This window comes from Bradyrhizobium sp. CCGB01, assembly GCF_024199795.1.
In the GTDB taxonomy this organism is placed as follows: Bacteria; Pseudomonadota; Alphaproteobacteria; order Rhizobiales; family Xanthobacteraceae; genus Bradyrhizobium.
This window is the reverse complement of sequence record NZ_JANADK010000001.1, coordinates 5,307,044-5,329,637: the sequence shown is the minus strand read 5'-3', so window position 1 is coordinate 5,329,637 and position 22,594 is coordinate 5,307,044. Positions and strand designations below refer to the sequence as shown.

Genomic DNA, 22,594 nt, shown 5'->3' with positions numbered 1-22,594 from the left:
AGCCGCGTCCAGCCCCGGCGTTGCGAAGCTAGGGCGCGGTGGCTGCGGCCGCTGCCGTAGGTGCCGCGCTGACTTCGTGCGTCGGAACGCGTTGCTCGGATTTCGCCGTGGCTGTGCCGCTGCCCTCGAACCGGGCGCGGTAGACCAGCACGTTCTCCATCACGCGCTGGACGTAGTTGCGCGTCTCCGACAGCGGGATGCGCTCGACCCAGTCGACCGGGTCGACCTTGGGGTCGCGCGGGTCGCCGCGGACCTGCACCCATTCGCGCACCCGGCCGCGGCCGGCATTGTAGCCGGCGAAGGTCATGATCTGGTCGCCGCGATATTCCGACAGCAGCGCGCTCAGCTCGGCCGCTCCCATCTGCGTGTTGTAGACGGGATCGGAGACCATCCTGTCCCAGTCATAGGTCAGGCCGAAGCGCCTCGCCGTGTCGCGTCCCGCTTCCGGCGTTACCTGCATCAAGCCGACCGCGTTGGCGGGCGACTTGTCACGCTGGTCGAACGAACTCTCGGTGCGCGCCACCGAATAGATCACGCTGGTCTCGATCGCTGGGGCGACCTGCTTGTGCTCGGGAATGCCGATGGTCGGGAAGGCGTAGTGGTCGAGCGCAAGTCCGCGCGCCAGCGCCGACTTGCCGACCTCCAGCATCACGCGCGCATCGTTGCGGCGGCCGGCGAGCTCGCCGAGCGCTTCGAGCGCCGCGACATCGGTGCTCTCCCTGGCGAAATCCTCGGCGTAGTAAAACACCACGTCGCGCTCGCCGATGCCGTAGAGCATGTCGGCAGCGCGTACGCGCTCGTCGGCCGGCGGAGCATCGGCGGCGGCCGGCACGGGCGAGGGCGGGCGCAGCTCGATCCGGTCAAGGCCGAGCCTGGCGCGTGCGAGCTGGCCGTAATAGGCGGTCGGATAGCGCGCGGCAGCCTGATAGCTCATGCGCGCATCCGCCGTCGCCCCCATCGCCTCGGCCGCGCGGCCGCGCCAGTAATGTCCGCGCGACAGCGCGATCGGATTGGCCGAGCCCTCGTCGATCGCGGCGAAATGCGCCATCGCCGTCCTGGGATCGTCGAGATAGCGCAGCGCGATCCAGCCGCACATGAAGTGGTAGTCGACGCGGTAGACTTCCTTCTCGGGCACCGCCGCGGCGCGCACGACGTCGTAAGCGGTCTTGAATTTGCCCTGGTCGAGCAGCTTTCGCGCGAGCAGGCGGCGCTCGCGCCACCAGGCATCGGTGTCCTGTGCCGCCATGGTGGCGGGCGCGGCGGCGAGGATCACCGCGGCGGCGTCGTCGATGCGGTCGTTCTGGAGATGCCACTGCGCGCGGCACAGGGCATAGCCGAGATCGCGGCGCGCCTCGGCCGGCACGTCCTCGAGATAATCCCCGGCCTTGTTGGCCTTGCCGGTGACGGCGGCGCAGGCCTTGACGATCGCGAGTTCGTCCTCGCCGAGCCGTTTGGCGGCGCGCCGTGCGCCTGCATAATCCTTGGCGCCGAGGCGCTTGTCCATCCGCGCGCGATGATCGTCGGCCGTCAGGAGATCGCGGAAGGCCTCGTAGGAATCCTCCTCGCTGCGCTCGGACAGTTCGTCCGTGCGCCAGGCCTCGCGCACGAGGCGAGCGGCCCTGTCGGTCTCGCCCTCGGTGAGCAGCACGCGGGCGAGCGCGAACTTGCCCTTGGCGCTGGCCGGCCGGTCCATCGTGAATTTGTGCACGGTTGCCGCATCGCTCTTCTCCTGCCACAGCCGGGCCTCGGCGCGGCGGCGGAGCAGGGCGTTGCTCGGCCAGTCCGGATTGGCGGCGACGAAGGCCGCGTAGCGCTTGAAATTCGCGGTGCTCTCGGAATGGCGCAGCATGAACCAGTCGGCGAGCTTCTGTCCGGCGGAATCGGCAATGCGGTCGCGCGCCGCGCTCGCATCCTCGGTCTTGCCCTTGCGCGCGAGGGTGATGGCGTCCTTCAGCGCGGCGAGGTCGCCGGTCAGCGGCGGCGGCGCCGGCTTGTCCGAGAGCTCGTCGTCCTTCCTTGACTTGCGCTTGGCCTCGGCGTGTTTGCCGCGGCGCGACTTGACCGCAGCCTGGCGCTGCTTGCCGGCTTTGGCCTCATGCGTCTTCTTCGACGCGGACGGTTTGTGGCTGCTCTTGGCTGCCAGCTCGGTTGGGATGAAGGCCAAGGCGGCCATGGCAACGAGACACGCGAGCGAGCGTAGGCACTGGTTCATTCGATGGTCCCCCTGCGAAACCACTACAAACCAAGGTCCGCGACGACATGCGGCTTGAGAATCAAAGACGACACCAAAACGATGCCATGACATCGTTTCGCATTCCTCACGCTCGTTCAACAATGCGGCAAAATACGGATGGGAACTGGGGAACTTCCGAAACGGCGGAAACGGCAGTTGTTTTAGCTTTTGTTAACGAATGGGGCTCGCGCGACGGTTGCGCGCGGCTCGGGGCGTCGCAACGGCCAGATTGCGCGTGTTCCCGCCGTCAAATCCGGTGTATTGAGGTTCCAACCCGTCCCTTCAGCCCTTTACTCCATCGCTCATGCCGCTTTTCAACCAGTCGATCCGGCGCAAGATTGTCGGCATCGCCCTCGGATTGATCGTCCTGATGCTGGTCACCTCGATCCTGTCGATGGTGATGTCGAGCCAGGTCGGCGTCCTGCTCGGCGAGCTGACCGACCGCTACATCCCGGCCTACGGCAACCTCGCGCGCGCCAATATCCGTTCGCTGGAGCGGTCGGTGGCGCTGCGGCGCATGGTGATGATGAAGATGCAGGATGCTTCGGACGAGGAGGCCTATGCGGCGCGTCTCAAGGAGTTCGAGGAAGCCGACCGCAGGATCGAGGAGGAGACCTCGGGCGCGCGCAAGCACATCAACGCGATCATCGACGATAGCAGGACACCGTCCGACAATGCCGCGCTGGCGCGGATCGACACCCGCATCGAGGCGACGGTGTCCGAGCTGCGCCAGGGCATGAAGGAAGATCACGCAAGGCTCCTCAGTCAGATCGACGGCAAGCAGATGACGGAGGCGCGCGGCACGCTCGAGCATCTCGACATGCTGCGCGACCAGTTCAACCAGAAGATCGACGGTATCCGCGCCGACATGCTCAAGCAGGTCTTCGCCTCGACGTCGACGGTGATCGGCCGCCAGCATCAGGCGATCATCATCTCGGGTGTCGTCACCGTTCTCGCGGCGATCGTCGGCTTCGTCTTTGCGCTGATGGTCAGCAGCGGCATCACGCGGCCGGTGCGACTGCTCCTCGCCGGCACGCGCGAGGTCGAGGCGGGGCGCTTCGACAAGACCATCACCGTCTCGACCCAGGACGAGATCGGCGAACTCGCCGCCGCCTTCAACCGCATGACCGAGCAGCTGCGCCACAACGAGCGCGTCCGCGAGACCTTCGGGCGCTACATCGATCCCAAGGTGGTTCAGGGCCTGATCGACCGGCCGGAGGTCGCCATCGACGGCCAGCGCCGGGTGATGACGATCATGTTCTGCGACATGAGCGGCTTCACCTCGATGAGCGAGGGCATGACCCCGCGCGGCCTCGTCAAGGTGATGAACCATTATTTCACGGTGATGTCCGCGCCGATCCGCAGCCATCGTGGCATCATCGACAAATATATCGGCGACGCCATCATGGCCTATTGGGGCCCTCCCTTCATCGAGGAGGACGAGCCCGCGCTGCTCGCCTGCTTCGCCGCCATCGACATGGCCGATCAGGTGCCTGCGCTGCAGAAGCAGTTGCCCGATCTGCTCGGCATCCGCGCCATGCCCGGTCCCTGCGACCTGCGCATCGGGATTGCCACCGGCGAGGTCCTGACCGGCAGCATCGGCTCGGAGCTGATGATGAGCTTCACCGTGATGGGCGACGCCGTGAACCTCGCCTCGCGGCTCGAGCTCGTCAACAAGGTCTACGGCACCCGCATCCTGGTCTCGCAGGCGACGGCGGACGCGATCGGCGCGGCCTGCGAGCTGCGCGAGATCGATCGCCTGGCGGTCGCCGGCCAGAGTGCGCCGCAACCCATCTTCGAGGTGATGAGCAAGGCGCATGGGCTCAGCGTTCCGCAGGAGAGCTTGCGCGCGCACTATGCCGAAGGCCTCGCCGCCTATCGCGCGCGGCGCTTCGACGATGCCCGGACCGCGTTCAATGCCGCACTGGAAACCGTCCCGGGCGATGGCCCCTCGCGCACGCTGCTCGCCCGTATCGCGCAGTTCGAGGCCGATCCGCCGGGCGTGGAATGGGACGGCGCCTGGCGGCTGGAGCAGAAATAGGTAGTCACATCCTCTCCCTGCGGCCCGCGCTGGCGAAAATTGATTCTACTCCATAACGATGTTCGCAGTGACGTATTTCCCGGGCTTAGGTTACGTGTCCTTGAGGCGTTTGACGGGGACACGCCAATGACAGAACTTGAGGACAGGCTGGAGCGGTTTGAGACTCTCACCGCCGAATGCGAGCTGATTGCCAAGCTCGCCACCGACAGCACCAAGCGCGAATTTTATTTGAAGCTCGGGGAGCAGTACCGCCAGCTGGCGGTCGATATGCGGTACGTGATCGCGGCCAGGGCCGCGGCCTGAGGCCGGCTGCAAGCCGTTCTTAATGTTTGGCGCGCATCCTCCTGGATGCGAGCGTCGCGATCCATGATTGCTCGCGGTGGGAATGCCGAGGTCCGTTGCGATGCAGCGTATCTCGCCGACGTCGCTTTGCCGCTCCTTACCAGGGCAATCCCATGCGCCTGCTTGCAGTCCTCATCTTCGCGCTCATGACGGCGGCCTGCAACCAGGAGCAGGACATCACCGGCTCGACGCCGGTCTGCGCGATGCGGAACTACAGCTCCTACAATCCCCGCGACATGAACCAGTGCGTGGCCGCCTGCAAGGCGTGCGACCACGGCAACACGGTCACCTGCACCACGTCATGCACCCTCAAGGGCGCCCACTGAGCGGCGGAGGTTCGGGAGCCGGGGCTGACGGTGCTCGGGCACCGGAACGATTCACAAGGGTTAATCATTGAAGGGATGGGCAGGACGCGGAGTCCTATGGAATGGGTATGCTCGATCCCGGTCGGTTCCTGGTGTCGTGCTCGCATTGCAATGCATGGCCGATGGCGGCCAACGTAAAGCGTGCGAGCTGGTCGGCGTCGCCGCACGAGGTCCGCTTCGTATGCCCGCGCTGCCGCCGCGAGGAGACCGCCATCATCTCCGCCTCGGGTGAACTGACCCCGATCCGGCGCATCGACGTCCCGCCGCGCGACGTCACCGCGGCCTGGGCGCAGGCCCAGCGGCCAAGAGGGCGGGCATAGCCCACCCGTCACAATAGGACAGGGCGGGCGTAGTCGGTTCTGCACAGGGCCCGGTGCCGTTTGGAACCCGGCCGACCGCCAGGCGTTTTAGCCCGACATCAAACGCATCAAGGTCCTGCGAATGATCAGCGAGCATTTCGACACCCGCACACGGATCAACATGAAGCTGGCGCTGGATCGGGTCTGCCGCAATCGCCCGGTCGGCGAGGACCATGACTTCCGCAGGTCCGTTGCCGAACACATCATCCGATGCGCGCTCACGGGCCGCACCGGCATCGGCCAGCTCGTCGATGCCGGCGAGCGGGCGATGATCAGGACGCGTCAGCAGCGGGAGCCGACCTGATTGCGCCAGGTCAACCTGCGCGCGGTGCTGCGACGATCATGCAATCAGCCGATTGACTCACCGCTCCAACGACCCGTAAATTGGATCCTGACGGTTCTCCTCACGGAGATCAAAAGGGAACGTTGTGCGGGATTGTCCCAACGCCGGGATATTCTCAATGCAGCGGCTGCCCCCGCAACTGTAAGCGGTGAATCTTTCGTCATATGCCACTGGGAATCTCGGTCCTGGGAAGGCGACGTAAGGTAACGACCCGCGAGCCAGGAGACCTGCCGTCAGCCGTGGTCACACGCGAAGATGTCGGTCGGGGAGTACAGACATTAGCTTCACCGGAGCAATCGATCGCTCCGTGAAACCTCGTTCGCTGTGACGTGCCACTGACGTCATACCGAGGTTACAAGAGTGTCCCGTATTGTCTCTGCCGCCAGGCGCCTCAGCGCCGGCCTCTTCACGTCTGTTTTCCTGTACTCGTTCAATCCTTCCGCCGCGTTCGCCCAACAATCGGCATCGCCCAATCTGCTGCCCCCGGTCGAAGTCGGGCCATCCGAGCGTACGGCTCGGCCACCGGCCGTACGACATACGTCTGACAAGCCCGAGCGCGGGCGCGTCGTTCGAGCGCTGAGACCAGTGCCGCCGGTATCGCCCCCCGTTGCCGGTATATCCGCGGCCAATCTGTTTCCAACCGTCGTTGTCAGTCCAACTGGCATTGTCACTCCGACCAATCTGGTCGCGAGCTCGGTGACCGTCCTGACCGCCAGGGATATGGAGCGCGATCAGCGCCGCACAGCGTCCGATGCGCTCAGCGCCGTTCCCGGGCTCAACCTCGTCCAGACCGGCGGACCGGGCGGACAGACGTCGGTCTTCATGCGCGGAACGAACTCCAATCACACCAAGGTCCTGATCGACGGTATCGACGTCAGTGATCCCGGCAATCCGAACCGATCGTTCGACTTCGGCCAGTTGTTGACCTCCGACATTCAGCAGATCGAAGTCCTGCGCGGCCCGCAGGGCGGTCTCTACGGCGCGGATGCGCTGGGGGGCGTGATTTCCTTCGTGACCAAAAAGGGTGATGGTCCCGCCCGCGCGACCGGCTCGGTCGAGGGAGGCTCGTTCGGGACGTTCAATCAGACGGCAGGTCTGAGCGGGTCACAGGACCACTTCAACTATGCCTTCAACGTCGCGCATTTTCGCGCAAGCGACGTGCCGGTGACGCCTGTCGAACTGCTGCCGCCGGGCCAGAAGGCGATCGGCAATTCTTACGACAACATGACTTATTCGACCAAGCTCGGTGCCGATGTCAGCGAAAGCCTGACGCTCAATGGCGTCGCGCGCTACACCGACGCCACGCTGCGCTTCACGGGAGACACGTTTGATCCCGTGACACTTGCCAGCTTTCCCGCCGCCGCGCAAAGCACGCAGACCGTGCATCAGCTGTTCACGCGCGGCGAGGCGGTCTGGTCCATTCTCGACGACCGGATGAAGAGCTATTTCGGCGTCAACTACACCAACCACTGGAACCACAACATTTCGCCGGGCGATGCGATGCCGACCATCACCACCGGCGATCGTGTCAAATACGATTGGCACACCACCACACGGCTCGCGCCCAACAACAATGTCATCATCGGCGCCGAGCATGAGACCGAAACGCTGCAAACGGCGACGGTCTCCGCCCAGAACGTCAACAAGGCAGGATATATGGAGTTGCAGTCCCAGTTCGTGGACCGCGTCTTCTTCACGGCCAACGTCCGGCAGGACGACAACGAGCGGTTCGGCGAGCACCCGACCTTTCGCCTGACGTCAGCCGTGATCGTGCCGGTCACGGACACGAAGTTCAGGGGAAGCTACGGCACGGGATTCAAGGCGCCAACGCTCAACCAGCTTTACGTCAGCTTTCCTGCGTTCTTCTTCTTTGCGAATCCCAACCTCAAACCCGAGGAAAGCGTTGGATATGACGCAGGCTTCGAGCAGCCCTTGTTCAACGATCGCATTCGCTTCGGGTCGACCTACTTCCGCAACAACATCACGGACCTGATCCAGAGCACGTTCGATCCAGTGACATTCACGAGCACCAACACGAATATCGGCAGGGCCATCACGGAAGGCACGGAAAGCTTCGTCGCCGCCGCAATCACCGACCGCCTCCGCGTTCGTGCCGATTACACCTTTACCCGCGCCGTCGATGCGACGGCGGGACTGGAGCTGCTGAGGCGTCCGAAGGAGAAGTGGAGCGCGAATGTCATCTGGAATCCGATCGATCCGCTCACGCTGTCCGCGACCGTGCTGCACGTCGGAAGTTTCGTGGACGGCAACCGCGACTTCAGCATTCCGCGTCTGCTGGCGCCGGCCTACACTGTCGTCAACGTGGCCGCCGAATATCTGGTCACCGATCAGATCAAGGTATTTGGCCGGGTCGATAATCTCGCCAATGTGCGCTACCAAAATCCGACAGGCTTTCTACAGCCGGGACTCGGCGTCTATGGCGGCATTCGCCTTGCGAATTACGACGTCAGATAGCGGGACTCCGGAGGAAGCGATCTCATGACGACAGCCGATCCGATCATGGACTTGCTTGCAGGTCAGCTTGCCGATGCCGAGGCGGGCTGGAGCGTCGGTACGTTCGGGGCCATTGCCGAGTTCACGCGCGAGCCCGGCGATGCCTTGGACACGGAGCGGTCTCGCAACGGGATCAGCGTTGTGACGGAGAAGGGTGGGATACGCATCGCCTCCCACCCCGACCTGCGCCTCATCGCGTCGGAATCGCCGACCACCGAAAGCTGGAGTCACCGCGTCGCGATGTGTCTTCCGCATGAAGCTGGCATCATGAGCGGCCGCACGGTGCTGACGGAAATCGGTCCTGATCGCGCAGCGCTGCGCCATCGGGATCGCAACGGCATCCTGTTCGACCTTGGCCTTGGAACGTTGCAGATCGACGCCTGCATCCGGACCGGCGAGGCGGATGTCGTCGCCGCGCTCAGGAGCCGTGCGGGGCAATCCGTGTTCGCGCCGGATAGCGATGCCATGCGGGTCATCCTCGCCGCCAATCCGCATCGCGTCTTCATCAGCCGGATCGGGCGGGCCGAAGTGTTCCAGCCGATCCCGCCACCGGGCGGCAAAAGCCCAGATGGTCCGCACACGCACGTCCTGCCAAAGCTGCTCGCGCATCGCCGCACCCATGCTGCGACCGAGCCGCTGCCTGATGGCTGGATCCCCTGTGCGCATCTTTATCCGGCCCATCCGCTGCGCGATCAACTCGGCCGGCCACACCCGTTTCGGCCGGATCAGCACGCAGCGTTCCAGGCCCTGCTCGAACGCTACGGGCTGCCGGAGCTGACGGCGCTCAAAAGCAACGTAATCGGAGCCGTCGCGAAGGGGCAGGGACCTGAGACCGTGACGCTTCCGTCCGACCGCACTGCGCGCGCCGCAGTTCGGGTGACCGTGCGGCAGCTCGCGGCCGCGGAACCGCGCGCGCCGTTGCTTCTCGCCTGGCTCGCCGCATACGACCGGCGCGATCCGACCGAGGCCGAAGACCCCATGGAGGCCCTTCACTAAAGCCCGGATGCACTGACCCCATACCCGCAAAATGTGCTACAAATCCTGCAAGGAGATCGTTTCATGACTGTCACTATCCTGCCGCCTCATGCCGACCGCTTCCGCCTTCATCCGGTTGCGCCACGGCTTGCGCCGATGTTCTGCTTTGCGCTGCTGACCCTGTCATGCGCGCTCGCCAGCTTTGCGCTGGCCTGCGCAACGCCGTTTGCAGCCTTCGCGGTCGTCGCGGCCGCGATGCTGCCGCTGCGTCCGGCGCTGCTCGTCGTCACTGGCGCCTGGCTCGTGAATCAGACGATCGGTTTCAGCGTCCTGCACTATCCGATCGACGGCAGCACCATTGCCTGGGGTTTTGCGATTGGCGCCGCGGCGCTTCTATCGACCGTAGCAGCATCGGCTGTGCTCCGCATGCTGCCGCAGGGCCGCGCGCCGCTGGTGCTGGCGATCACGCTCGTTGCCGCCTACGCGGCCTATGAGCTCGTGCTGCTCGCCGCGACGCCGGTCCTCGGCGGCGAGGGGGCCTTCACCGCGGCCATCGTCACGCGCATTGGGCTGACCAGCGCCGTCTGGCTCGCCGGCCTCGTTGCCGCCTGCGAGATCGTCCGCCTGGTCGATCCGTTCCGTCGCAAGGGAGCGATGTCGGCCTGAGCGCCGCTTCGCTCCATACGGGCTACGAGACTGAGGTCCGGTCATGGCGATGACCGGCCCTTTGCCCATCGCCGCAGTACGACCGCCGTCCAGACCGGTTGCGGATGAACAATATCTGCCGGGAGCTGCCGTCCGGCATGGACGCCCTTCAGCCGCGCCCGGTGCGTGGCTTCAACCATCCCATGATCACTGAGCACGGCGTTTGACGGCTGCGTGGCAGCCTGTGCCTCTCGCTCGCATCTCTTGCGAAGGTGAGGGCCTGTTGGCTGGACCGCCGCTGCGCGGGCGCGCGTGCCATCCACTCGCGAATGACTGCGCGTCGTATCTTCGATTTCAACATATGAGGGTCTCCAAGGGCTGGATCAGCCATGCGGCTGTTCCAGCTCTCTCTGATCGCCAGCGTGCCTAGGCCGCCTTTTGCATCGGATAGGCTTGCGAACGTCGCGCGAGCAGGGCGCTGCCACACGGATGTTCGGTGCCTTGCAGGACGACGAAGCCACGCTTTGCGACCGCGGCGCGAAGATTGTCCTTCGCTGCCGATTTCTGCGCGTCGAGCCAGATCACCAGCACGGCGCGGGGGCCGAGGAAACCGTCGAGCCAATCCACCGCCGCACCGAGAGCGCCAAGCGGGCGTCGTCGCCAGTCCACGAGGGCTGCGTCGTATTGGGCGGCCGCCCGGCCGCAATTGCCGGCCGCTGCGGCCAGGAAATATCCGCGCCTTTGCAGATCGATCGTCAATTCCATGCTCTTCGCGCCGACCACGACGATGCGCTGCCGGGGTGAGCAGCCTGCGAGCGCGATCATCGGTTCTATGATTCTGTCGCTGATCTCTGAGGGAGACATGAGTTCACCGGTTCGGTTGTTGTTGTCGCGGTCCCTGCGATGCATCGGGCTGCGTGACCGGCTCGATATGTTTCCGGTTGCGATAGGATTTCGAGATGAGCGCGGTCCCGATTGTATAGATTCGGCATAGGACCAGCGCGGCACCTATGCCGTTCCTAGAAACGGGCGATGCGATCCCCATCGAATTCAAATTTGTCCGCCGTCATGTTCTGACGTGAAGCTGCAACTCTTTCTTGGAGGTCAGGATGCCGGCATACCGCGCATTTGTCGTGGGACGACACAGCGTACCGATCGGAGTGGTTCAGATGGACTGTGCCGACGATGAATCCGCGATCTCTCGCGCCGCGAAACTCGTCGACAGCCACGATGTGGAGCTCTGGCAATTCGACAGGCCGGTCGCGAGATTCGAGGCGCAGTCCGGACAGACGCACCGGAAATAGACCATGGTCCTTCGGATGCTGTCTTCCCGACTGCGCTCAGCGTGCCGTCCGGAACGCAAGTTCGCGCAGCCTCGGCAGCGCGGCGTTACGGTTGTCGCTGCGCCAGATCGCGTGCAGCTCGGCGAAGACGGATGGTCCGAGCCTGATCGGGCGAAACACGACATTGTCGAAGCACGCATTGCGGGTCTCGTCCGGCACGATGGCAAGTCCGAGGCCCGCGCTTACCAGCGACAGGATCGCCTGCGCCTGACTCATCGATTGCACCACTTGCGGCCGCACACCATTGGCATCGAACGCCGCGGTCAACAGTGAACGCATATACGGTCCGTCGGGCGAATACATGATGAAGGGCTGTCCCTCGAGATGCGACAGCTCCGGCCGCCGGCGCACCGCGAGCGGATGGTCGAGCGGCAGCGCAAGGGCAAGTCCTTCGCGGAAGACGCTCGCACTTCTGATCGGCTTCTCCGTCTCGATCGGCCGAACGAGGCCAAGGTCGATCCGCCCGGATCTCAGCGCATCGAGCTGCTGGCGCGAGGTCAGCTCTTCGAATGTGATCTCGATGTCAGGCAACTCATCGCGAACGCGCGTCGCAAGCCAGGGCAAATAGCCGTAAGTGGTCGCGCCGACGAAGCCGATCGACAGCGCGCCGCCGGTCAGCGCCGCTGCCTGGCGCGCCGCCTTCACAGCGTGCTCGCGCTGCTGAAGCAGTGCGCGCGCTTCGCCGAGGAAGGCGCGGCCTGCGGCGGTCAGCTTCACGGAGCGGCTGGTGCGCTCCAGCAGCTTCACCCCGAGCGTCCCTTCCAGAATCTGGATCTGCCGGCTCAGCGGGGGCTGCGTCATGTTCAGCCGCTTGGCGGCGCGACCGAAGTTCAACTCATCGGCCACCGCCACGAACGCGCGCACTTGCCCGAACTCGATCATTGATACCTTTTCTGGATCAATTAAATCCAAAAATGAGTTTAGACCTGAATTGATCGCTGATCTAGCTTTCTCGCGTCCGGACGTCGCTGACGTTGCGGACCTCCACGGTCGCCGAAGGCGGCCGGGCAAAACAAAACCGGGAAAGGGAGCAGCGTGACCATGGAGCAGAAGCCGTCCGCACGGACGCATTATCGTTTCGTCACCTTGGCGTTGATCACCATCCTGCTGGCGCTCAGCAGCGGCGATCGGGCGACACTGTCGATCGCCGGTCCCAACATGTCGAAGGCGCTCGGCATCACGCCGGTCGAGCTCGGCTGGATGTTTTCGGCGTTCGCGTGGGCCTACGTGCTGGCGCATCTGCCCGCAGGATGGATCGCGGACCGGCTCGGCGCGAAGCAGACCATTTTGGGCGGATTGATCCTGTGGTCGTTCGTCACCTTCCTGATGAGCTGCGTCGGCTGGGCAAGCTATCCGTTCCTGGTGATGCTGATCTTGCGCTTCATGCTGGGCGTCTTCGAGTCACCCGTGGGTCCCGCGGCCGGGCGCATCATCGCGGCGTGGTTTCCGTCCGCGGAGCGCGGTATCGCAGGCGCCATCTTCAACAGCGCGCAATACGTCTCGCTTGTCGTCTTCATTCCGCTGATGGGCTTCCTCGATCATCGATTTGGTTGGGAGCACATCTTCGCCGTCATGGGCGCGCTGGGCTTCCTGTTCGCAGCGGTCTGGGCCGTCACCTATTATCCGCCGAGCGGTCATCCCAAGATAAGCGCGGCGGAGCTCGATCATCTGCGTGCGGGAGGCGCGCTGGTCGAACTCGGCGGTGCATCGCCGGCCGTTGCCGCGGCGCATGGCCCGCAATGGTCCGATCTCGCAGAGCTGTTCAAAAGCCGCATGCTCGTCGGCATCTTCCTCGCGCAATACGGCATCTCGTCGATCACCTGGTTCTTCGTCTCGTGGTTTCCGACCTACCTCGTCAAGGCGCGCGGCCTGTCCGTGCTCGATGCGAGCCTGATCGCGACCATTCCCGCCATCTGCGGCTTCGTCGGCGGCGTTGCGACCGGATTCTTCTCTGACTGGCTGTTCAAGCGCACCGGTTCGCTCAGCATCGCGCGCAAGACCCCGATCACGATCGGCCTCGTCATGACCGTGCTCATCATCGGCTGCAACTACACGGACTCGACGGTCCTCATCACGGTGCTGATGAGCGCGGCCTTCTTCGGCAAGGGTTTTGGCTCACTCGGCTGGACGGTCGTCGCCGACACCGCACCCAAGGAGGTGATCGGTCTTACCGGCGGCGTCTTCAACGCTATCGGCAACACTGCCGGAATCGTGACGCCGGTTGCGATTGGCTACATCCTCTCTGCCACCGGATCGTTCAACGGCGCGTTGCTCTATGTCGGCCTGCACGGGCTGCTCGCGGTGCTTTGCTACTGGGTCATCGTCGGGCCGATCGAACGCCTCGTCATTCGCGAGGGCGCCGGGCTGATCCGCGCCGCGCCAGTGGCGGCCGAATAACCTCATCACCTGAAAATCCACATCAAAGGAGAAAGCCATGAACGTCCACACGCAGGCCAATACGCGCATCATCGCCAACCCGCTGGCTGCCGGTCTTGCGGCCGGCGAAGCCACGACCGACCGGATCGCCTGGGTGCGGACGTCGCTCGTCTTCCTGCCGCTAGCCCAGGCGATCAGCGACGCAAAGGTTCTCACCGGCCGGCAGAAGCCGCTCACCGAGATCGCCTTCCTGTTTGCGGAGATCGAGACCGAGAACGGCCATAGCGGTATTGGCTACAGCTATTCGAAGCGCGCCGGCGGTCCGGGCCAGTTCGCGCATGCAAAGGAGATCGCCGGCGAGCTGATCGGCGAGGATCCGAGCGATATCGCGCGGCTCTGGGACAAGCTGGTCTGGGCCGGCGCCTCGGTCGGCCGCAGCGGCATGTCCACGCAGGCGATCGCCGCCTTCGACATCGCGTTGTGGGATCTCAAGGCCAAGCGCGCCGAACTGCCGCTGGCAAAGCTGCTCGGCGCCCATCGCGATTCCGTGCGCTGCTACAACACCTCGGGCGGATACCTCTCGATGCCGATCGAGGAGGTGAAGGAGCGCGTCAGCATGGCGCTCGACAGGGGCATCGGCGCCATCAAGCTGAAGGTCGGCCAGCCCGATCCGATGGTGGACCTCAAGCGCATCGAGGCGGTGCGCAATCATATCGGCGACGTTCCGCTCGCGATCGACGCCAACCAGCAATGGGACCGCACCACCGCCTTGCGCTTTGGACGTATCGCCGAGCAGTTCAACCTGACCTGGATCGAGGAACCGCTCGACGCCTACGACTACGAGGGCCATGCCGCGCTCGCGGCCGAGCTTGCGACCCCCATCGCGACCGGCGAGATGTTGACGAGTGTCGACGAGCACTACGAACTGATCCGCAACAATTCGGTCGACTTCATCCAGCCCGACGCGCCGCGCGTCGGCGGCATCACGCCGTTCCTCAAGATCCTCGCGCTCGCCGATCACAGGAAGCTTCAGCTCGCTCCGCATTACTGCATGGAGATCCATCTGCACCTGACGGCCGCCTATGCGCGCGAACCCTGGGTCGAGCATTTCGAGTGGTCGGAGGCGATGTTCAACGAGAAGCTCGAAGTCGTGAACGGCCGCATGATCGTGCCGAACCGGCCCGGTCTCGGCTTCAGTCTGTCGGAACAGGCGCGCGCCTGGGCGCGCGACGTCCACGAGGTCGGCAAGCGCCCCTGAGGGAGAACCGCCATGTATGAGCCAAAGACAAAGTTGCAGCCCCTCGATCCTTCCGTCATCCGCCGGCTGAGGGACGTCTCCTCGGGTTCGCTGACCACCGAGCTGTTCAAGAAGGGCCTGCGCCAGTGTTTTCTGGTCGGGCTGGTGCCGATGAACAGGGATGCGGTCCGCTTCGCCGGCGAGGCCTTCACCATGCGCATGATCCCGGCGCGCGAGGATCTCGACACGATCGAGACGCTCACTTCGCATCCGAACGCCGACAATCTGCAATGGGAGGCGGTCGAGAACATTCCGCCCGGCCACGTGCTGGTGATCGACAGTCGCAACGATCCGCGCGCCGCATCGGCCGGGGCGATGCTACCAACGCGGATGAAGGTGCGCGGCGCAGCAGGGATCGTCACCGATGGCGCGTTTCGTGACGGCCAGGAACTGGCGCAGCTCGATTTCCCGGCCTATGCGCGGCAGGTCACGGCATCGACACGGCTGTCCTATCACCGGGTCGCCGACCTCAACGTGCCCATCGCGTGCGCCGATGTCGCGGTCTATCCGGGAGATGTCATCGTTGGCGACGGCGACGGCATTACCGTCGTGCCGCGGCATCTGGCGGCCGAGATGGCCGACCTCTGCGAGAAGCGGGACCAACTCGAGAAATACCTGTCGTATCGCATCGGCGCAGGCGAGCCGCTTTATGGCGTCTATCCGCCGACGCCTGCCGTCCGTGCCGATTTCGAGGCCTGGAAGAAGGCCGGCGCGGATCCGGCGAGCGCGACGACGATCCGGGCGGGAGGGTGAGATGAGCAATACATCGCCCGCCGCCATGGAGGCGACGATCCGTCGCTATTTCGACGCCTGCAACGCTGCTGACCACGAGGCCCTGATGTCCTGCTTCACCGCGGACGCAGTCCATTATTTTCCACGGGGCTTGCCGGACATTCCGTGGCGCGGCGCCGAGACCATTGCGCGCAAATGGATCTGGTGCGTCGAGACTCTCGGCTCGCAATGGACGATCGAAAAGATCCTGTGCTCGTCGACGGCGCCGGAAGCCGTGATCGAATGGACCCATTGGAAGCGCAAGCAGAATACCGCGCTGCGTGGCGACGAATGGTATGTGTTCGACGAGGCGACCGGTCTCATCAAGGAGATCCGGGCCTATTACGCGGCGCCCGCCGATCCCTTGGTTCGGATCTGCGAACTCGTGGACTTTGATTATCGTGGTCGCGGATATCACCTCCCGCACGAATAACGCCAGGCCGGGAAGCTTCGGACCGACGGGCGTCCCGACCGCGGGTGCGGCCGGCACCCGGCCTTCCCTGCGCCCCCGGATATGAGGGTGGGGCGAGCAAAGCAAAGCAAAGCTCGGGCGGAATGCGCCGCGAGGACGCGAAGGTGTGTCCGTCGTTGGGGTGCAGAAATCGATGCGGCGAACAAGACGTCATCCCGCGCAATGGCAAAGCCGTTGTCGCTGAGGTGCGTTCTGCGGCGCGATGGGGCTCTCTATGGGGCGCGCTACGTCCCATGCCTCGCAACTTCAGGAGGGACAGGACCAGAAGTGTCGCGACTCAGCAGAGGCGCCTTCGCATAGGATGAAGCCGGGTGCGTCGTTCCAGCCACAAAATCTGAAGTTGTGAACGACCTTCCAACTGCGGGTATCACGGTAAGCCTAGCCGTGTCCTCCGAGCCACGATTGTGCCGTCTCTGCAACACTCATCTTGGATTAAACCCTTATCTCCGTCCGTTCGCATCAGCGCCGCTTTTTGGCCACACCCGGATATGAATAAAATCGCTCTAAAGTTTGAAGGGTAGCGGCGGTCTTTGAAGAACGAGAAATCCCAAGGTCGATTCAAATCTTGGCTCTGATTTTTCGGGTCTGAAAGGGTTGGCCGGGGAAACTGGTTTGCGATGGACGCGAAGACCGACATCAAGCAGAGGCTGCCGAGCCGTCACGTGACGGAAGGCCCTGCGCGCGCGCCGCACCGGTCCTACTTCTACGCCATGGGTCTGACCACCGACCAGATCCACCAGCCCTTCGTCGGCGTCGCCTCATGCTGGAACGAGGCTGCTCCCTGCAACATCGCCCTGATGCGTCAGGCGCAGGCGGTGAAGAAGGGCGTGGCGTCGGCCGGCGGCACCCCCCGTGAATTCTGCACCATCACCGTCACCGACGGCATCGCCATGGGCCATGACGGCATGCGCTCGTCGCTGCCGTCGCGCGAGTGCATCGCCGACTCGGTCGAACTGACCGTCCGCGGCCACGCCTATGACGCCCTGGTTGGACTCGCCGGCTGCGACAAGTCGCTGCCGGGCATGATGATGGCGATGGTCCGCCTCAACGTCCCCTCGATCTTCATCTATGGCGGCTCGATCCTGCCCGGCAATTTCCGCGGACAGCAGGTCACCGTGCAGGACATGTTCGAGGCGGTCGGCAAGCACTCGGTCGGTGCCATGTCGGACGAGGACCTCGACGAGATCGAGCGCGTGGCGTGCCCCTCGGCGGGCGCCTGCGGCGCGCAGTTCACCGCCAACACCATGGCGACCGTCTCCGAGGCGATCGGCCTCGCGCTGCCGTACTCGGCCGGCGCCCCGGCACCGTACGAGATCCGCGACGCTTTCTGCATGACCGCGGGCGAGAAGGTCATGGACCTGATCGCCTCCAACCTGCGGCCGCGCGACATCGTTACCCGCAAGGCGCTGGAGAACGCCGCCGCCGTGGTCGCGGCGTCCGGTGGTTCGACCAATGCTGCACTGCACCTGCCGGCGATCGCGCACGAGGCCGGCATCAAGTTCGACCTGTTCGACGTCGCCGAAATCTTCAAAAAGACACCATATGTCGCGGATTTGAAGCCGGGCGGCCGTTATGTCGCCAAAGACATGTTTGAAGTAGGTGGCATACCGCTTCTGATGAAGACGCTGCTCGACAACGGATTTCTCCACGGTGACTGCATTACGGTTACCGGTCGAACGATCGCCGAAAACCTCAAAAGCGTGAAATGGAATCCGCACCAAGACGTGGTGCACCCGGCAGATAAGCCCATCACCGTGACTGGCGGTGTGGTCGGTCTGAAGGGCAATCTGGCGCCAGAAGGTGCGATCGTGAAAGTCGCGGGAATGTCCAACCTCAGGTTTACCGGTCCGGCCAGGTGCTTCGACCGCGAGGAGGATGCTTTCGAGGCAGTCCAGAAGCGCACCTACCGCGAAGGCGAAGTCATCGTGATCCGCTACGAGGGGCCCAAGGGCGGTCCCGGCATGCGGGAAATGCTCCAGACCACCGCGGCGCTGACCGGCCAGGGCATGGGCGGCAAGATCGCGCTCATCACCGATGGCCGCTTCTCCGGCGCCACCCGCGGCTTCTGCATCGGCCATGTCGGCCCGGAAGCCGCCATCGGCGGCCCGATCGGGCTGCTCGAGGACGGCGATATCATCGAGATCGACGCCGTCGCCGGTACCCTTAACGTAAATTTGAGCGACCAGGAGCTCGCCCAGCGCAAAACCAAATGGAGCGCTCGCGCGACTAACCACACGTCGGGTGCGCTCTGGAAATATGCTCAGCAGGTTGGACCAGCGGTCGGTGGGGCAGTAACCCATCCGGGCGGCGCGCACGAGAAACAGTGCTATGCGGACATCTAGGCGTACCATAGTTGCGTTTGTGTTGGGGGCCAGTGCGCTGGCCGCGCCGGCGCTCGCCTTTGACGGTTCGGCCAGCAAGGACGCGACCATCCCGGTCGTGACGACCTTGCCGGGCGCCGCCGGGACCGTCCGCAGCAAGGTCGCGCCGACGACCGCACCCCAGGAAACCTCGCTCAGCGCCCTGCAATATGCCGCCGAAGGCGGCCATCCCGGCGCCCAGTTCAAGCTCGGCCGCATGTATGCCAACGGCGACGGTGTCGCCCAGGACGATGTGCGCGCCTTCGAATATTTCAGCCGCATCGCCAATGCGCATGCCGAGGACAGCCCGTCAGCGCCGCAGGCGCAGGTCGTGGCCAATGCCTTCGTCGCGCTCGGCCGTTATTATCTCGCCGGCATCCCGAACTCGAAGATCAAGGCCGACCCGGACCGGGCGCGGGAGATGTTCTCCTACGCGGCCTCCTATTTCGGCAATGCGGATGCGCAGTACGATCTCGCCCGGCTGTATCTGAAGACCCCCGACGCCTCGCGCGAGGATTTCCGCTATGGCGCGCGCTGGCTCGGCCTTGCCGCCCAGAAGGGCCAGCACGAGGCGCAGGCGCTGCTCGGCCAGATGCTGTTCAACGGCGACCGCCTGCCGCGGCAGGCCGCGCGCGGCCTGATGTGGCTGACGCTGGCGCGTGACAGCGCCGGGATCGAGGAGACCTGGATCAAGGAAAGCTACAACCGCGCTTTCGCCAAGGCCTCCGACGACGACCGCGCCATGTGCCTGCAAATGCTGGAACAGTGGGTGCAGGGCGTTCAGGGCCGCCGGTAGTCGGTACCCGTATTGGCCGGGTCGGCTCGCGGCTGCGCGAAGCGCAGTCTGCTGGGGTAATCCAGGATCCCCACCCGCACCGGCTCAAGCCGCCTCGAGATCCAGATCCGCCCATACCGGCACGTGGTCTGACGGCTTCTCCCAAGCCCGCACATAGCTGTCGATGCCGACATTGGCGAGCCGGTCGCTGGCTTGCGGCGACAGCAGCAGATGGTCGATCCGCAAGCCATGATTCTTCTGCCAGGCGCCGGCCTGGTAGTCCCAGAAGGTGTAGAGCCCGGGCTCGTCGGTGACCGCGCGCAGGGCGTCGGTGAGGCCGAGGCCGAGCAGGGACTGAAAGCTCTCCCGCGTCTCGGCCTTGAACAGGGCGTCCTCGGTCCAGGCGGCGGGATTATGGACGTCGCGGGCATGCGGGATGACGTTGAAGTCGCCCGCGAGGATCAGCGGCTCCTCGGCCTTGAGGCGCTCCTTCGAATACTCAAGGAGCCGCGACATCCATTTGAGCTTGTAGGGATATTTCTCGGTCCCGACCGGATTGCCATTGGGCAGATAGAGGCAGGCGATGCGCAGCACCCCGCGCTTCAGCGTGACCACGCCCTCGAGGAAGCGCGCATGGGCGTCCTCGTCGTCGCCGGCGAGCCCCGACTTGGTCTCCTCGAAGCGGAGCTTCGAGAGCAAAGCGACGCCGTTGAAGGTCTTCTGACCGTGGGTGACCACGTTGTAGCCGAGCGCCTCGATCTCCAGTCGCGGGAAGGCCTCGTCGACGCATTTGATCTCCTGGAGGCAGACGATGTCCGGCTGGCACTCTTTCAGCCAGGTCAGCAGCAGATCGATCCGCTGCCGGACCGAATTCACGTTCCAGGTGGCAACTCTGATGGGCATGTCGGCGGGCTCCGGGCAGGGGCCATGGTTAGAACAAACTGCAAACACGCCCGTCAAGGACGCCGCAAAATCTCCCACAAAATTAACCCGGTTGAAGCCGGGCCTGGGCCATTGATACCGAAAAGGTTTTTCGAATGGGATGGCCGGACAAATCCATGAGGGCAAGCGAGCCGCGCGACGGCCTGGTCGGCGCGTTCCTGTACTGGCTCGGCGGCTTCGAGATCGAGGACGGCATGACCGCCGATCTCAGCGAGCGCGAGCTGCGCCGCATCCGTGCCAAGCAGATCGATGCGGTGACGCGGCAGATCCCGGTGACCATGGCCGTCACCATGCTCAACGTCGCCATCGTGCTGATCCTGACTTGGGGCAGGGGCTGGAACGATTTCCTCGCGATCTGGGGCATGACCCTTGCCGCCACCGCCTCGCTCGCGGTGCGCGCCTGGCGGCGCGCTCACCAGAACCCGCCGCAGGAGGCCTCGGCGCGCGCCGCGCGGCAGATGCTGCGGCAGGCGTTCTTCCTCGCGGCGATCTGGGGCACTCTGCCGCTCGCACTGTTCAGCCGGGTCGAGCCGACCAGCCAGCTGATCCTCGCCTGCCTGATGGTCGGCATGATGTCCGGCGGCGCCTTCACGCTGTCGACCTTCCCGCGCGCCGGCCTCGTCTATCTCGCGACCGTGACGATGGCCTGTGCCGGTGCGCTGCTCCTGTGCGGCACCGGGCCGTATCTGGTGACCGCGGTGTTCCTGCTGCTGTTCGCGTTCTTCATGGCGCGCAACATCGTCTCGCAGGGCAATCTGTTTCTCGGCAATCTCAAGGCCCAGCTCGAGCTTGAGCGGCAGACCGAGATCATCTCGCTGCTGCTGAAGGACTTTCAGGAGAACGCAAGCGACTGGCTGTGGCAGACCGACGCCGAAGGGCATCTGGTCGACGTGCCGCAACGCTTCGCCGAAGTGGCGCAGCTTCCGCTTCCACTCCTGAAGGGATCGCATTTCGCCGACGTGCTCGACATGCTCTGTCCCGAGGACAAGAGCGCAGCCTACAACGTCGTCGGCCTGATGGAGCAGAGCGAGCCGCTGCACGAGATGAACCTCAAGGTCGTCGCCGGCGGCGAGGCGCGGCTGTGGTCGCTGACCGCGAAGCCCGCCTATGACCGCGACGGGCAGTTCCTCGGCTATCGCGGCTTCGGCCGCGACGTCACCGAGCGCTGGCGCGCGGAAAAGGCGGAGGCCGAGAGCCGCGCCAAATCCAACTTCCTGGCGGTGATGAGCCACGAGATCCGCACGCCGATGAACGGCGTGCTCGGGCTTGCCAGCATGCTGCTGGAAACCAGGCTGGATCCGGAGCAGCACGAGGCCGTCACCACGATCCGGGAGTCCGGCGACAATCTGCAGCGCATCCTCAACGACATCCTCGATCTGTCCAAGCTCGAGGCCGGACGCTTCGCGTTCGAGGCGATCGACTTCGCCCCGCAGGCGCTGGTCGAGGCGGTCGCGACCGTCGTGCGGGCGAGTGCCAAGAGCAAGGGACTGGCGATCAAGGTCGAGCTCGATCCGGCGCTGCCGCCGACGCTGCGCGGCGACGTCGCGCGCATCCGGCAGGTGCTGCTCAATCTCGCCTCCAACGCGGTGAAGTTCACCGACGAAGGCGAAGTAACGATCTCAGCCGTCTGTCAGGCGCGCCGCGATCTGCTTGCGACCGTCGAGTGGACCGTGACCGACAGCGGCATCGGGATCTCGCCCGAGAAGCTCGGGCAACTCTTCAGCGACTTCGCCCAGGCCGACGCCTCGATCAGCCGCCGCTTCGGCGGCACCGGGCTTGGCCTTGCGATCTCTCGCCGCATCATCGAGCAGATGGGCGGTACCATTGGCGTCACCTCGACACCGGGCGAGGGCTCGACCTTCCGCTTCACGCTGGTGCTGCCCTGGAGCCAGGCGCAGGCATCCGACCAGGCGGCCGGCCGCGATGAAGCCGACGAGCTCAAGGCGCGGATCGCCGGGCTGGACCGGTCGCTGAAGGTGCTGGTCGCCGAGGACGACGCCGTCAACCGCATGGTCGTGAGCAAGATGTTAGGGGCCTTCGACGTCGAACTGCGCGTCGTCACCGACGGCGTCGAGGCCGTCGCGGCGGCCTCAGAAGGCGACTACGATGTCGTGCTGATGGACGTGCGCATGCCGGACATGGACGGCCTTGCCGCGACGCGGGCGATCCGCGCGCAAGGCGGGCGCTTCGAAGCCTTGCCGATCATTGCGCTGACCGCCAACGCCTTCCCCGAGGACGTCACGATCTGCCGCGAAGTGGGCATGTCGGACTTCCTGGCCAAGCCGCTACGCAAGCCGGCGCTCGCCGCAGCCTTGCTGCGCGCACTCGATGGACACGTGATTACGGAAGACGCGCCGCTCCAGCCCGAGCTGATGCCTGATGAGGTGGAGTGGACGGATGAGGAAAGGCAGATGACGGGCGCTTAAACCGCCCGTCAGATC

General features: G+C 64.8%; 19 protein-coding genes and 1 riboswitch. Of the genes, 15 read left to right on the top strand and 4 right to left on the bottom strand.

Annotation, left to right across the window (positions count from 1 at the left end; genetic code table 11):
• Positions 1–28 precede the first annotated feature (28 nt).
• Positions 29–2,212: a lytic transglycosylase domain-containing protein gene (locus NLM25_RS24585; protein WP_254138703.1), complete on the bottom strand. Its 2,184-nt coding sequence runs from the start codon at positions 2,210–2,212 to the stop codon at positions 29–31.
• Between the two features lie 325 nt (positions 2,213–2,537).
• Here NLM25_RS24585 and NLM25_RS24580 point away from each other — a divergent pair, with 325 nt between their 5' ends.
• From NLM25_RS24580 to NLM25_RS24545, 8 genes are all read left to right on the top strand, one after another.
• A complete protein-coding gene (locus tag NLM25_RS24580; RefSeq protein ID WP_254138702.1) occupies positions 2,538–4,274 on the top strand; it encodes an adenylate/guanylate cyclase domain-containing protein in 1,737 nt (578 codons plus the stop codon).
• A gap of 126 nt (positions 4,275–4,400) precedes the next feature.
• Entirely contained in the window at positions 4,401–4,577 is a 177-nt protein-coding gene (locus NLM25_RS24575) for a hypothetical protein (protein ID WP_254119825.1), read from the top strand.
• 152 nt (positions 4,578–4,729) lie between these two features.
• Positions 4,730–4,942 (top strand): hypothetical protein, encoded by a 213-nt coding sequence (locus NLM25_RS24570; protein ID WP_063983092.1) that lies wholly within the window; start codon positions 4,730–4,732, stop codon positions 4,940–4,942.
• Positions 4,943–5,043: 101 nt separating this feature from the next.
• Positions 5,044–5,301, top strand: coding sequence for a hypothetical protein (locus NLM25_RS24565; RefSeq protein ID WP_254119823.1), 258 nt, complete (start codon positions 5,044–5,046; stop codon positions 5,299–5,301).
• A 121-nt stretch (positions 5,302–5,422) separates the two neighbouring features.
• The gene (locus tag NLM25_RS24560) at positions 5,423–5,644 is read left to right on the top strand and encodes a hypothetical protein (protein WP_254138701.1); all 222 of its coding nucleotides are present in this window, start codon (positions 5,423–5,425) and stop codon (positions 5,642–5,644) included.
• A 74-nt stretch (positions 5,645–5,718) separates the two neighbouring features.
• A riboswitch (cobalamin riboswitch) is annotated at positions 5,719–5,933 on the top strand.
• A gap of 110 nt (positions 5,934–6,043) precedes the next feature.
• Positions 6,044–8,158, top strand: a complete 2,115-nt coding sequence (locus NLM25_RS24555; protein ID WP_375167843.1) for a TonB-dependent receptor plug domain-containing protein — start codon at positions 6,044–6,046, stop codon at positions 8,156–8,158.
• Positions 8,159–8,182: 24 nt separating this feature from the next.
• The gene (locus tag NLM25_RS24550) at positions 8,183–9,193 is read left to right on the top strand and encodes a DUF6925 family protein (protein ID WP_254138699.1); all 1,011 of its coding nucleotides are present in this window, start codon (positions 8,183–8,185) and stop codon (positions 9,191–9,193) included.
• A gap of 63 nt (positions 9,194–9,256) precedes the next feature.
• Positions 9,257–9,838 carry a hypothetical protein gene (locus tag NLM25_RS24545; protein WP_254138698.1) on the top strand — a complete coding sequence of 194 codons (582 nt, stop codon included), beginning with the start codon at positions 9,257–9,259 and terminating at the stop codon, positions 9,836–9,838.
• Between the two features lie 405 nt (positions 9,839–10,243).
• Here the strand turns inward: NLM25_RS24545 and NLM25_RS24540 are convergent, their stop codons facing one another.
• On the bottom strand, positions 10,244–10,642 hold the full coding sequence (locus NLM25_RS24540) for a hypothetical protein (protein WP_254138697.1): 399 nt from the start codon (positions 10,640–10,642) through the stop codon (positions 10,244–10,246).
• Positions 10,643–11,157: 515 nt separating this feature from the next.
• Positions 11,158–12,042, bottom strand: coding sequence for a LysR family transcriptional regulator (locus tag NLM25_RS24535; RefSeq protein WP_254138696.1), 885 nt, complete (start codon positions 12,040–12,042; stop codon positions 11,158–11,160).
• Between the two features lie 159 nt (positions 12,043–12,201).
• Between NLM25_RS24535 and NLM25_RS24530 the strand changes: the two genes are divergently transcribed.
• The 6 genes from NLM25_RS24530 (at position 12,202) to NLM25_RS24505 (ending at position 19,232) form a co-directional block, all read left to right on the top strand.
• On the top strand, positions 12,202–13,557 hold the full coding sequence (locus NLM25_RS24530; protein ID WP_254138695.1) for an MFS transporter: 1,356 nt from the start codon (positions 12,202–12,204) through the stop codon (positions 13,555–13,557).
• Positions 13,558–13,594: 37 nt separating this feature from the next.
• Positions 13,595–14,794: a mandelate racemase/muconate lactonizing enzyme family protein gene (locus tag NLM25_RS24525; protein ID WP_254138694.1), complete on the top strand. Its 1,200-nt coding sequence runs from the start codon at positions 13,595–13,597 to the stop codon at positions 14,792–14,794.
• Positions 14,795–14,806: 12 nt separating this feature from the next.
• On the top strand, positions 14,807–15,586 hold the full coding sequence (locus tag NLM25_RS24520; RefSeq protein ID WP_254138693.1) for a ribonuclease activity regulator RraA: 780 nt from the start codon (positions 14,807–14,809) through the stop codon (positions 15,584–15,586).
• A gap of 1 nt (position 15,587) precedes the next feature.
• Entirely contained in the window at positions 15,588–16,037 is a 450-nt protein-coding gene (locus NLM25_RS24515) for a nuclear transport factor 2 family protein (protein WP_254138692.1), read from the top strand.
• 656 nt (positions 16,038–16,693) lie between these two features.
• Entirely contained in the window at positions 16,694–18,418 is a 1,725-nt protein-coding gene (gene ilvD / locus NLM25_RS24510; protein WP_254138691.1) for a dihydroxy-acid dehydratase, read from the top strand.
• Positions 18,405–19,232 carry a tetratricopeptide repeat protein gene (locus tag NLM25_RS24505; RefSeq protein WP_254119801.1) on the top strand — a complete coding sequence of 276 codons (828 nt, stop codon included), beginning with the start codon at positions 18,405–18,407 and terminating at the stop codon, positions 19,230–19,232. The genes ilvD and NLM25_RS24505 overlap by 14 nt, the downstream gene beginning before the upstream one ends.
• Before the next feature lie 84 nt (positions 19,233–19,316).
• On the opposite strand, the gene xth is transcribed toward NLM25_RS24505, so the two are convergent.
• The gene (gene xth / locus NLM25_RS24500; RefSeq protein ID WP_254138690.1) at positions 19,317–20,114 is read right to left on the bottom strand and encodes an exodeoxyribonuclease III; all 798 of its coding nucleotides are present in this window, start codon (positions 20,112–20,114) and stop codon (positions 19,317–19,319) included.
• 134 nt (positions 20,115–20,248) lie between these two features.
• On the opposite strand from xth, the gene NLM25_RS24495 reads away from it, so the two are divergent.
• Entirely contained in the window at positions 20,249–22,579 is a 2,331-nt protein-coding gene (locus NLM25_RS24495) for an ATP-binding protein (RefSeq protein ID WP_254138689.1), read from the top strand.
• Positions 22,580–22,594: the final 15 nt, after the last annotated feature.